This is a genomic window from Pantoea sp. CFCC18177 (assembly GCF_059412425.1).
In genome coordinates this window covers 39,484-52,287 of sequence record NZ_JBNBPL010000025.1, presented here as the reverse complement: position 1 = coordinate 52,287, position 12,804 = coordinate 39,484, and the positions used below count along the sequence as shown (strand labels likewise).

At 55.4% G+C, this 12,804-nt stretch carries 9 protein-coding genes; 2 read left to right on the top strand and 7 right to left on the bottom strand.

Features of this window, described 5'->3' with window-relative positions:
* Positions 1–507: 507 nt before the first annotated feature.
* The 3 genes from ACPUC8_RS20845 to ACPUC8_RS20835 form a co-directional block, all read right to left on the bottom strand.
* Positions 508–2,064, bottom strand: a complete 1,557-nt coding sequence (locus ACPUC8_RS20845) for an MFS transporter (protein ID WP_058969798.1) — start codon at positions 2,062–2,064, stop codon at positions 508–510.
* Positions 2,065–2,166: 102 nt separating this feature from the next.
* Positions 2,167–3,231: a Gfo/Idh/MocA family protein gene (locus tag ACPUC8_RS20840; RefSeq protein ID WP_494927239.1), complete on the bottom strand. Its 1,065-nt coding sequence runs from the start codon at positions 3,229–3,231 to the stop codon at positions 2,167–2,169.
* 10 nt (positions 3,232–3,241) lie between these two features.
* On the bottom strand, positions 3,242–4,411 hold the full coding sequence (locus tag ACPUC8_RS20835) for a Gfo/Idh/MocA family protein (protein ID WP_494927238.1): 1,170 nt from the start codon (positions 4,409–4,411) through the stop codon (positions 3,242–3,244).
* 196 nt (positions 4,412–4,607) lie between these two features.
* On the opposite strand from ACPUC8_RS20835, the gene ACPUC8_RS20830 reads away from it, so the two are divergent.
* On the top strand, positions 4,608–5,675 hold the full coding sequence (locus ACPUC8_RS20830) for a LacI family DNA-binding transcriptional regulator (protein ID WP_039331043.1): 1,068 nt from the start codon (positions 4,608–4,610) through the stop codon (positions 5,673–5,675).
* A 39-nt stretch (positions 5,676–5,714) separates the two neighbouring features.
* Here ACPUC8_RS20830 and ACPUC8_RS20825 read toward each other — a convergent pair whose 3' ends face one another.
* Together ACPUC8_RS20825 and ACPUC8_RS20820 are read right to left on the bottom strand one after the other, a co-directional pair.
* A complete protein-coding gene (locus tag ACPUC8_RS20825) occupies positions 5,715–7,610 on the bottom strand; it encodes a methyl-accepting chemotaxis protein (protein ID WP_039331045.1) in 1,896 nt (631 codons plus the stop codon).
* 182 nt (positions 7,611–7,792) lie between these two features.
* Entirely contained in the window at positions 7,793–8,902 is a 1,110-nt protein-coding gene (locus tag ACPUC8_RS20820) for a suppressor of fused domain protein (RefSeq protein WP_494927237.1), read from the bottom strand.
* Positions 8,903–9,126: 224 nt separating this feature from the next.
* Between ACPUC8_RS20820 and ACPUC8_RS20815 the strand changes: the two genes are divergently transcribed.
* Positions 9,127–9,420 carry a hypothetical protein gene (locus ACPUC8_RS20815; RefSeq protein WP_039331049.1) on the top strand — a complete coding sequence of 98 codons (294 nt, stop codon included), beginning with the start codon at positions 9,127–9,129 and terminating at the stop codon, positions 9,418–9,420.
* 3 nt (positions 9,421–9,423) lie between these two features.
* Here the strand turns inward: ACPUC8_RS20815 and ACPUC8_RS20810 are convergent, their stop codons facing one another.
* Both ACPUC8_RS20810 and bglX read right to left on the bottom strand, forming a co-directional pair.
* Positions 9,424–10,287 (bottom strand): oxygenase MpaB family protein, encoded by an 864-nt coding sequence (locus tag ACPUC8_RS20810; protein WP_494927236.1) that lies wholly within the window; start codon positions 10,285–10,287, stop codon positions 9,424–9,426.
* 122 nt (positions 10,288–10,409) lie between these two features.
* Positions 10,410–12,707, bottom strand: coding sequence for a beta-glucosidase BglX (bglX, locus tag ACPUC8_RS20805; protein WP_039331053.1), 2,298 nt, complete (start codon positions 12,705–12,707; stop codon positions 10,410–10,412).
* Between the last annotated feature and the right edge of the window lie 97 nt (positions 12,708–12,804).

The window sequence follows — 12,804 nt, the reverse complement described above, 5'->3', positions numbered from 1 at the left end:
CGCCGCTAAAGCGGTACCTTCGACTTCCACGTCGTGCCGGACGGACCGTTCGCGGATGACCATCCATGGTCGGCCGCGAACTGCCCCACGCCTCCCCGCGTGGGGCTCCTGGCACAACGTAAAAGTCTCAGCGCTGCGGATAGCCCAGAGGGGGCAGCAGAGGCGTCATAGCCTCAGACAATGTGCCCTTTTTAACAAGTCGCACTGAAGCTAATGAGCCGGCTGGGGTCGCACCGGGGCAGGCATCCGCAGCGCTGAACGGCGTGAGTATGCCAGGAGAGCCCGCAGGACGCGGGCGAAAGGTGGCGCTGGAACATGGATGTTCCATCGGCACCGGTCCGTAAGGCAGACGAATGAAGTGAAGGTACCGCGTAGCGGCGTGAGGACCGCCTGCCCCGGTGCGACCCCAGACGGCGTTATCGTCTGTCGCTTAACTGACAAGCACTACGCCATTTATGGCGACCCAAAAGCGCTTGATTAAGCAGCATGATGCCCTGCTTTATGTCCCTACTCTTTTAATTTAACGCTCTGAATGATCACCGGCTCACTGGTTGTTTTCTTATGCCCCGCCCCCCACACCTCGTCATAGGAATATCCGGTGAGGTCTTTAATCACCACGCGGGTTTCTGCATCGCAGTGCGCGGGGGCGCCGCCCAACTTGCGGCGCGCCACTTCTTTGATCAACAACTTGTGGCTACGCTGGGTCAACTTGAACTTAAAGGTCAGCCAGAAACTCACCGCCAGCAATGCGCTGGTGACGAACACCATTAGCCCGACAATCGCATGAATGGCACTCTCAGGTTGTGCGCCATTGCCCTTCACGAATCCGCTCTCTTGCAGCACGATGCCGATCATAAAGATGGCGATGGCAACCGAGCTTTTACGCGTCAGCACCATCACGCCCGCGAAAATGCCTTCGCGTCGTTTGCAGGTCACCATCTCATCGATATCCGGTATAAAGCTGTAAATATTCCACGGGATGTAAAACAGCCCTGCACGCACAATCCCGAGGAAGAGAAATAGCGTGCTGAACAGCAGCGTCGGTATCTGCCACTGCCACAAATAGACAGCAAACAGCAGAACGAAGATGGCGGTGATACTGAGATAGCAGATCCTCAGCGCATTAGAAGGCGTCATGTTATATCGCCCTAGCAACATCATAAAAATAAAGGTGCCGGGGATAGACATAAACATCATATTACTCAGTAGCAGTGAGGCTAATGAAGCATCCTGCTTGAGACCGTAAATCACGAAATAGGTAAAGACCGCCAAAAAGGCGTCCATCGCGGTAAATGAGCAGATATAGATCAGCAAATGCTGGCGAAACGCTTTGATTTTGAATGACGACGCCAAATCCACAAACAGAAATTTAAGGTGCGAACCCAAACTGCCACTTCGTGCGGATCGTTGCGCGACATCCTCCTCCGGTTGAATATCCTTTGCCTCCCAGGTGGTCAGCCAGGTAATAAACACGGCGATGCAATAAATTACCGAGAAAATCACCCCGGTCAGGGTAAAGGTGATGGCATTGTCTTTACCGGTGTAGGACATGATCACCCCCGGCACAGAAACCGCGAGGAAACTGCCAAGCGCGGAGAACATCAGGCGAACACCGGAAAGACGGGTACGCTCACTGAAGCGATTGGTCATCTCGGATGACAGGGTTTCCCACGGCACCAGTATCATCGCTGAGAGCAATTCAATCGTAAGATAGGTGCCCAGATAATACCAGTAGCCCATATCCGTCACCCAGAGTGCGCCATACAGCAGCATTAACGGTGAGGAGATCAAAATAAAGAAGCGGCGGCGACCAAATTTACGCCCCAGCCAGGTATTGCCGAAATTATCGGTGATATAACCCATAATCGGACTTAATATCGCGTCGATCACGCGGGCAATAGCAAATATCGAACCGGCTTCAAATACCGATAATCCGCAGTAGGTGGTATAGAAAAACAGCAGCCAGGTACCAATCACCGCAAAGGCACCGCCGCCAAATAAGTCAGTTAATCCGTAGCCTATTGCTACACCATAACCGACGCGACGTTCTGTAGGTTTAACCATCGATCCGATTCCTGTTCTGGTAGGGGTGTAATAACGGCAAGGTGCAATGCCCTGCCGCTGTTGTTATCAACAGAATTGGAAATCAACGTAAAAAGGGAGGCGTTATCCCGCGTTGGCTAACATCTGCGCCTTAACGCACAACTCCGCGGCTTTAAACGCATGCTGCTGGGTCATGGCGTGTTCGGTGCGATGAATGCAGTCTTTAATCAGTTGCCCGAAGAAGGGAAAACCCACTTCGCCTGACACGGCATAGCGGAATTCCCCCTCTTTATTCACCAGGTACACCACATCCTGCTCGCCACGTGTCAGGTCGGTATATTTACGAATCTCGATATAACCGTCGGTGCCGAGCAGCGTCATACGACCATCGCCCCAGGTGGATAAGCCGTCTGGCGTGAACCAGTCGCAGCGGAAATAGCCGGTCGCGCCGTTCTCTCCGGCCAGCATGGCATCACCAAAGTCTTCAAATTGCGGATGTTGCGGATGGCGGAAATTGCGCACCTGGCTGGCCACGACGGTGGCATCACTGTTGCCAGTGTAATAGAGGAATTGTTCAATCTGATGACTTCCGATATCGCACAGAATGCCGCCGAAATAACGACGTTGATAGAACCAGTCTGGCCGTCCAGTGCCTTCACGGTGTGGGCCGGTGCCCAGTGTTTGTACCACCTGACCGATAGCCCCGCTTTCCACCAGCTGTCCGGCAAACACCGCGCTCTCAACGTGTAAACGTTCGCTGTAGTAGACCGCATACTTCCGCCCGGTTTTGGCGCACATCGCTTTCGCATCTTCCAGCTGTTCAAGACTGGTGAGCGGCGCTTTGTCGGTAAAGTAATCTTTGCCCGCTGCCATCACCTTCAGGCCCAGTGCACAGCGTTGTGACGGGATCGCCGCCCCGGCCACCAGTTGAACCTGCGGGTCCGCCAGCAGCGTGTCCAGTGAGTCCGCCACCTGCACCTGCGGATATTGCTGCACAAACTTATCCACTTTGGCGGGATCGGGATCAAACACCCATTTCAGCGTGGCGCCGGCTTCGGTTAAGCCATTGCACATGCCGTAAATGTGGCCGTGATCGAGCCCTGCCGCTGCGATCACGAATTCCCCCGGCTGCACCACCGGCTGCGGTTTGCCTTGCGGCGCGTAGTTCATGCCATCCTGCTTATTCATGGTTGTGTCCTCACGCAAAGTTTTTGCCCAGTGGGATATCATCGACGTCGGCAAAATTGTCCACCGAAGCCTGTTTTTCATAGAAGTGCGGCGCATGGGCGATCAGCCCGCCGGTGCGATAGAAGGCGTCATCCTTAGGGATCGGCAAGGAGACAGTGCTTTTGGTGATAGCCGATTTATAAATGGCGGTGATCAGCTCCAGCGATCGCTTACCCTGCACGCCATCAATCAGCGGTGCCCGTTGTTGTTCGATGGCGGAGAAGAAGTCATCCACCTGTCCTGCATGTAACGTCCATTTCAGCGGTGGCGTATCCGCATGGAAACGTTCCAGCTCACTCTCCAGCGCCTGGTTGTTCTCTTTCTCAGGGAAACCGTTCTCAGCCGCCTGCATAGCCACCGCTTTCCACGGAGCAGAGAGTCGCGCTTTTTCACCCTGCAGCACGATTTTCTGATCTTCACCGTGATGCACAACCGAAGCGGTGAGTTGTGCCAGGGTGCCGTTGGGATAACGGAAAATAGCCGCGCTGAGATCCTCAACTTCGGCATTGTCGTGCGCCACGTTGCCGATCATGGCGACCACTTCACTCGGCGCGCCGAGCATCCACTGCATAGCATCGATATGGTGTACCGCATGGTTGAGGGTGCAGCCGCCGCCCTCTTTTTCCCAGGTACCGCGCCACCACAAGTCATAGTAGGCGTGACCGCGCCACCAAAAGGAGTCCACTTGTGCATGACAAATTTTGCCCGCCAGCCCGGAATCCACGGCCGCCTTCAGCCGCCAGAAAGCGTCAGTGAAGCGGTTCTGTGCGACCACCGACAATATTTTCCCGCTGGCTTTTTGCGCGGCGATCATTGCATCGCACTCCTCCAGCGAGGCCGCCATCGGTTTTTCACACAGCACATGTTTCCCGGCCTGCAGCGCCGCAATCGTGTTCTCCGCATGGACGTAGGGCGGCGTGCAGACATCCACCACGTCAATGTCAGCCCCTTCAGCCAACATCTCCTGATGATCGCGATAAACACGCACATCGTGCAGGCCGTAACGCTGCAATTTCTCGCGCGCTTTTTCCGGATACACATCCGCTACCGCGACAATTTTGCCGCGCTCAGGAAACTGCAAAAATGCCTGGATATGTGAATTGGCAATATTGCCCATGCCCACTATCGCAATTTTTAACATCGTGATTCTCCGCCTGTGACCGCTATTGAGGTGTCTGCGAGGAACATAAAAAAGCACGGCGGAGGGGACAAACTGTTTTTGTGAGAATACTCGCAGAGCGGTGCGGATGTTTGTGAACCAAATGTAAAACAGTCTTAATATCAGTCCACTGCGTCTGCAAAAATTTGCAAAAATTGATTGGGATGGGGATCACATTATGGCTGGCAAGCTCAAAATGGACGAAATTTCAGCAATAACCGGCTACTCGGTTAGCACCGTTTCGCGCGTATTGAGCGGGAAATCCTACACCAGCGATAAGGCACGTGATGCCATCGTAAATTGCGCACGTCGGCTCGGCGTCTTACACGAAATGATGAGTGGCCGGCTGCTGATCAATGGCATTGTGGTGTTTGCGCCCGCCCGCACCTTTACCCCGCGCGGGGACCACTTCTATCTCGAAGTGACACGCGGCATCGCCGAGGCCTGTGCATCACACGATGTGCATATCAGCTACTGTCCGCTGGAGGAGCAACGCGCCGATGTGAAGCTGTTTCTGGAGAAAGCCGGCGCAAAAAATATCAGCGCCATCATCATTATCGGCACCGACGATCAAGCCATTTTCAGCCTCGCGGCATCGCTGGATAAGCCCTGTGTATTGATCAACTCGCGGGATAAAGATATGAGGCTGGATGCGGTCTCTCCCGATCATCGTGCGATTGGTTTTAGCGCTATGCAGCATCTGTTTGAACAGGGCCATCGTCGCGTATTGACCGTGACCTGTCTGCGCCGTGAGACACTGTTTCTGCGGCTGGAAGGAATCAAAGACGCCTATCGCCACTTTCATATGCCGTTTAATTCGCAGCATGATTTGATCGTGATTGAAGCTTACTCATCACAGGATACCGAAGCGGCGTTGCATCGCTGGCTGGATGCGCATCCCCGTGAACAGTGGCCAGATGTGATTCTGCCCGGCGGCAAGGGGATCATTACTGGCGTACAAAAGGCATTGCTGTCACGCGGTTTACGTGTTCCCGAGGATATGTCGTTGATGACCACCGATCTGGCGAGCCGCCTGGAGGGATCACCTGAAATGCCGATTACGGGATTCGCCGTGCCCTGCCGCGAATTGGGTTATGAAGCGATACAGTTGATTCAGAACCGCCTCAATCGCCCGCAGTCATCAATCTACAATTTGCTGTTGCAGGGGAAATTGGTGGATCGCGGCACCGTCGCCAATGCCACACGCCATGCGGCGCGCGAAGAGATTCGGAACGCGTTTACGTGATATTGGCACGGGGCGATGATTAACATCGCCCCGCCCCCCTTACAGCTTAAAGCTCTGCACCACCAACTCCAGCTGCACGCTCTGCTCTTCCATCGCATGGGCCGCAGCGGAGACCTGCTCCACCAGCGCGGCGTTCTGCTGCGTGCTGCCATCCAGTTGCGTGATCGCCACGTTAACCTGCTCGATCCCCATGCTCTGTTCGCGGCTGGCAGACATGATTTCGCTCATCAGCGTTGTCACACTGCTAACGCCTTGCATCAGCTCATCCATGGTCTGTCCGGCCTGCTCAACCAGCTGACTACCGGTATCGATGTTGGCCACCGACTCCTCAATCAGCTTCTTAATTTCGCGCGCGGAGTTAGCCGAACGCTGGGCCAGATTACGCACTTCCGATGCCACCACAGCAAAGCCACGCCCCTGCTCACCCGCGCGCGCCGCTTCAACTGCAGCATTCAGTGCGAGGATATTGGTCTGGAAGGCAATGCTGTCAATCACACTGATAATATCCACCACCTTTCGTGATGAGTGGTTGATCGCGCCCATGGTGCTGACCACCTGGCGCACCACGTCGGTACCACGCGCGGCCACCTGCGAGGCACCGTCTGCCAGCTGATTAGCATGCGTGGCGTTATCGGCGTTCTGACGCACGGTCCCGGTCAACTCCTCCATCGAAGCTGCCGTTTGCACTATCGAGCTGGCCTGCGATTCGGTGCGTGCAGACAAATCCGCATTACCGCTGGCGATTTCACGCGAGGCAGCGGTGATGGCTAAAGCACTGTCGCCAACCTGACGCATCAATCCCTGCAGATACGCAATGAACTGGTTAAAACTCTCCGCCACCGCATTGAATTCCGGGCTATTGCTGGCAGGTAAGCGCTGGGTGAGATCGGCACCGCCCGTTGAAAGCGCTTCAATGTTGCGATGCAACAGACTCAGGCGTTTCATCATCGCGCGCACGAAACCGAGCAGCACCAGCAGCAGAATAACTGCCAGTGGGATCTGCACCAGGCCAAGCCGCGTCAGCATGCTGTGTGTTTGCGCGTCCAGCAGGCTGGAAGGCACATCGCTGGCGAGATACCACGGACTGCCCGCAATCGCCTGCAGGAACAAGGTGTGTTCACCATCTTCACCTTTGAAAGTCGTTTGGGTTGGCTGTGTTCCCGCCTGCGCCAGTAAACCTTTCAACGCAGACGCCATTGGCAACTGGGTATCGGACAGGTTTTCCAGCTTCGGCGTGCCGTCCAGCAGCGCGGCGTTACCCACCACTTTGCCATCGGCTTCCACGATCAGCACACGTCCCTTAATCGCATCACCCATCTGTTTTGCCAGCTGGTTAAAGAAGCCGAGTGTGACGTCGATAGTCGCCACTCCCCACACCGTGCCATCACGATAAATCGCCATGGCGCAGTTGGTGCGTGGCTGCGGGCTGGCAGCATCCTGGTAGGCTTTCGCCCAGGCACACTGCCCTTTTGCTGCCGCCATACCGTCTTTGTACCAGGGTTGTTCCCAGTATTTATCCGCCGCATCAGAGTTCCAGTAGGTGTTGACCTGCAACTGATTGCTGGCATTGCGCGCAAAGAATGAACTGTCCTTCTCTTTCGCGGGATCGCGACGATTGGGCAGTGGCCAGATACCGCCACCAAAAACGTTGCTGTCCTGGTATTGGTTCACCAACGCAGGCAGTAAGGTGTCGATGGCGGCGCTGTCCATCACGCCTGCCGCCTCCGTGATCGCGCGCTGTTGTGCCTGCACACGGTTCATCTGTTCAACGATGCGCCCGGCCAGACCATCAACTTCATAGCGGACCAAACGGCTTTCGTTTTGACTCAGTTGCGGAGCAATAAACTGATTGATCACCACCACGGTAACCAGCATCAGGACCACGAAAAATGCGACCAACGTCGCGGTAAAACGAGATTGTGTAGTTTTTAACATTGATGTGCCCTTACCCTGGTTGGCGAGTTGCCTGATCGAGGTTAACGGCGTGTTAAAGCGGAACTTGAGGTGAGGCAGATCACAAAAATGCAAATAGTTGATTTAGGTGATCATTAGGGTGGTGACTAACGCTGCGCTTAATTGGGGGAGAGCGCGCTGATGCCCTCACCCCTCAGATAACCTCACTGCAACGGATCCACCACTTCCTGACGCGGTCGGAACACGTGGTTATTGCCCTCAGCCTGTAAACGCTGCAGCAACTGCTGGCCGCCGCGTTCATCAGACTGGGCAAACTGGCGTTCTGCTTCAGTGATCGGCGTGGCCCACAACAAATTGGGGCGATCGCCATCGCGCTTTGGCAAACGGAACTGTGCCGCTTCCGGTGCCAGGTCATTCGCCAGCAGGAAACTCTCAAAGCCCACTGGCGCCACTTCGGATGCCAGCGTGTGCCCTTCGCCAATCCACGTCAGGCGCGCCCATGGTAGGTGAGCGAACTCTGCCAGCGCACTCGCCATCTGTACCGCGTTGGCTTCCGTCATCACTTCGCCATCCACTGCCATCGCTAATTCCACGCGGCGATACTGCGGTGCCAGCTCATCAAACAGATAATCCACTTGCGGCATCGGACGGATCGCCATGCCGAGGGTGAGAAAATACCAAACGCCATTGTGCCAGTGCTGAGAAATCGCCATCGGCGGCCAGTTGCCCTGGTCGATGGCGTAATACTTCACCGACTCGCCAAACTGCGCCTGATAGCACTGCATCACATCGCGCTGCACGCTGTCCCACAGCTGGCCATCATGCCAGTCGCGCCAGAAATGGCGCTGTTGCTCGGCGCGCGCATAGTAATCATTGGTGGAAGCAGAGCCGAGGGGTGCGGTAAGGCGATTCTCTTTGATGCAGCCAGCAGAGAAGCTGACCTGCTTGTCCTGATAGAGGCTCCAGCCGGGGATCACTGCCAGCAACTGACCGTAATACCAGAGCGCGGCACCGTCATCGCTCGGTTCCCACAGGATTTGTAAACCAGCCGGATCGAGCATTGGCTCCGCTTCCAGCGTACGGCAATATTCCGCACTGAGCAGCGGTGCAATGCCCTGCTCCATCGCTTCACGATCTTCGCGCGCCGGGGCGGGCAACAGGTTGCGCAGCCAGCAACCGCGCACGGCATACTGACTGCGAAACAAATCGTTCGGCCAGATGTAGAAATAGGCGGTACGCGCATCCTGTTCGACGATGGCGGTAAGTGTATTTTGCTGATTAGGCACCTCAGCAATCAGAGGTTGGTGTGTCATAACGCCTCGACAAAGCCTTGAGGGATCCATTTTCCCTGAGAATAGAGCAGGATCGACACTCGCACCACGTGACACAAGGGTAAAACTCTCAAAGTGCTTACAGAAATCTTGAGAGATGCTAATGAATAGCAACAGATTACACTTTTAGACATCACATTAATTCGTGATTCTTTTGCCGTCTCGCATGCTATTGTCAGCGCATTAACCCTTGTGGAATGGCCGATATGGTACTGCAAAATCTCGATTTGAATCTGCGTGACGTCGTCATATTCGCGATTTTGGTGTGGTTGTTTATTCGCTACACGTGGGTGATGTCGGCGTTGACCATTTTGCTGGGTGGCGTCGCACTGCTGGTGTTGTTACCGATTGATATCTATTACAGTTTGCTGCCGCTGGCACTGATAGGATTGGGACTGGGCATGTTGTTGCATCATTATCAGCAGCGCCAACTCACCTTAAAACGCGAAGCCCGCACCCCGCGTACCTACACCAAAAAGCAGGATGAGCTTCACCTGTAACCCTCAGCGCCCCATGCGTTGCATCGCACGGGCGTAAGCACCGCGCTGAATTGACCAACGCAGCAGTCCGGCAATCACGGCAATCTCTTTATCTACCCGCCACTGGGTGAAGCGGCCAATCGGATGCTGAATCTGCTGTTGCGCCCAGTCCGGTAATAGCCCCATACCCGCTTTTAACATCACTTCCATGGCCGGTTTCGCCTGCCACGAAGGTGCAGGAGCGTTGATCAGCAGTTGCATCACTTCTCGCGTGCGTTCATCACAGATCAGTTCTGGACGCATCGCCTGCAGATAATCCTCCACCGCCTTAACACTTTTTGGCACCTGTTGCGCCCCGAGCGCCTCCGCAATCAGCGCGGCTTCATGGTAGTAACGATCCTGATCGGCGTGGCTGAGATGCGGATTTTTGTAGCGCAGATGCGCCGCGAGGAAGCGGCTGGTTTCCGCCACGTGTACCCAAGTGAGCAGATGCGGATCGCTGGCGGCATAGGGTTGGCCCGCATTATCAATGCCGGTAACCCGCAGATGAATACGTTTGACGCGTTCAATCAGAATGTTGGCATCCACCGTATTGCCGAAGGTGGTCACGGCAATAAACTGGCTGGTGCGACGCAGGCGTCCCAGCATGTCCTGGCGGAAGTTAGAGTGATCCCACACCCCTGCCAGCGCGGCCGGATGCAGCATTTGCAGCATCAACGCGCTGATCCCGCCACACAACATCGAGGGAAAGTCGCCGTGTACAAGCCAGATAACATGATCCGGCCCAAACAAGCCAGGATCGCCAGGCGGTTGCGAGATATCAAATTCGTTAAGTGACAGACCGTTAAGGCGAAAGACTTGCTGTTCGATGCGTTTGCGCAGGTTCATGGTGATTGGTGGTTGTGCCCGTTGGCAGGAATGGCTGAGGTATATCATATACTGCGATATGTAGCGGCGCGATTCATCGCGCGATAAATCGCGCCGCTACAGGAGGTGCAAACTGTTAATGATTATAAATAATCAAATTGCCCATCTTCAGTCCGCACGGAATCCAGGCCAATCATCACGTTGAATTTGCCCGGTTCGGCGACGTGCTGCATTTTCTGGTTCCAGAATTTCAATGCATCCACATCAATCTTAAAGCTCACGGTCTGCGATTCGCCCGCTTTCAGCATAATGCGCTTGAAGCCACGCAGCTCCTGCACCGGACGACTAATGCTGGCAACCGGATCGTTAAGATACATCTGCACCACCGTCGCGCCATCACGCTTGCCGGTGTTGGTCACCGTGACGCTGGCTTCCACCGTGCCGTTACGCGGCATGGTTTTGGCGGACATCTTCACAGGCGACACCGTAAAGGTGGTGTAGCTCAAACCGTAACCGAACGGATAAAGCGGACCGTTCACCGCGTCGTAATAGTGCGACGTGTACTTGTTAGGCTTGGCGAAATTATACGGGCGACCGGTTGGCAAGTGGTTGTAGTAAATCGGCAACTGGCCCACTGAACGCGGGAAGGACATCGGCAGCTTGCCCGATGGGTTATAGTCGCCAAACAGCACGTCAGCAATGGCATTGCCGCCTTCGGTACCGCTAAACCAGGTTTCGACCATCGCATCCGCGATACGATCTTCATTCACCACCGTCAATGGACGGCCATTCATCAGCACAATCACCAACGGCTTGCCGGTGGCTTTCAGCGCCGCCAGCAGCTTTTGCTGGCTTGGCGGGATGACCAAATCGCTGCGGCTGGAGGCTTCATGGGCCATACCCTGCGCTTCACCAACGGCGGCCACCACCACATCGGCTTTCTTCGCCTGAGCAACGGCTTCATCAATCAATTCCTGTGGCGAACGTTTGTCGACGCTGACCGCCTGCTCATACAGGTTGAGGAAGTCCTGAATGCCTTTGTTGTCGGTGATGTTGGCACCCTTGGCATACAGTAAGGTGCCTTTGCCTGCCATCGCATTCTTCATGCCTTGCAACAGAGGGATGGACTGTTTGGCCACACCCGCCGCTGACCAGCTGCCCATAATGTCGCGCTGGCTATCCGCTAACGGGCCGACCAGCGCCACGGTTGCGCCTTTCTTCAGTGGCAGCGTTTCATGCCAGTTTTTCAGCAGCACGATACTTTTACGCGCCACGTCACGCGCTTCAGCACGATGCAGTCGGCTCTCGGCGTTGGTGTCCTGCGGGTCGCTGCCTTTCGGGCCTAAATGACTGTAAGGATCGTTAAACAGTCCCATGTCATATTTGACGTTCAGCACGTGACGCGCGGCATCATCAATCTCCGCCATACTCACGGCACCGCTTTTCACCAGGCCAGGCAGATATTTGCTGTAGTACTCGTCGCTCATGCTCATATCGATGCCAGATTTCAGCGCAATACGCACCGCGTCCTGTGGGTCGCTGGCCACACCGTGTTTCAGCAGTTCTTTGATGGCGCCGTGGTCACTAATGGTGATGCCCTTGAACTTCCATTCCCCGCGCAGCAGGTCTTTCAGCAACCAGCTATCCGCCGTTGCAGGTGTCCCGTTCAGTGAGTTGAGCGCCACCATTACCCCGCCGCTACCGGCATCCAGTGACGCTTTGTACGGTGGCAGATAGTCCTGGAATAAGCGCTGTGGGCTCATGTCCACGGTGTTGTAATCACGACCGCCCTCTACCGCACCATAGGCCGCAAAGTGCTTGACGCTGGTCATGATCGAATAACGGTCGGCGGCGCTTTTACCCTGCATCGCTTTCACCATGGCGCTGCCCATCTGCGCGCTCAGGAAGGTGTCTTCGCCAAAACCTTCGGACACACGGCCCCAGCGTGGCTCGCGCGACACATCCACCATCGGTGCCCACGTCATGTTCAGGCCATCGTCGGCGGCCTCATAGGCTGAGATACGGCCGACTTCGCCAATCGCATCCAGATCCCAGCTGGCCGCCAGGCCGAGTGGAATAGGGAAAATAGTGCGTTGACCGTGCACCACATCGTAGGCGAAGAACAGGGGAATTTTCAGGCGGCTGAGTTGCATCACCTGGTCCTGCATCACACGGATATCGGGCCGCGTGACGGTATTAAAAATGGCACCGACCTGGCCGTGCTGAATCATGTCGCGAACCGCTTCTTTGGGCGTATCCGGTCCCACACTGATCAGGCGCATTTGCCCAATTTTTTCATCAAGGGTCATTTTGCTGAGCAGCTGATTCACAAAGGTGTCACGCGCTTGTTCAGTCATTGGATGGGGGCCAAACAGCTCATCTGCGAAGGCAGGTTGCATGGCAAGGGAAACAGCGAGGCTAACAGAGTAAATCCATTTCATCAGGTCGGGTTCTCTTAAGTAACTGCGCAATATCGAAATAACCGGGGCAGTGTGCCACAAGATGAGGATAGCAGGTAGCAACCGATGTCACACCGCG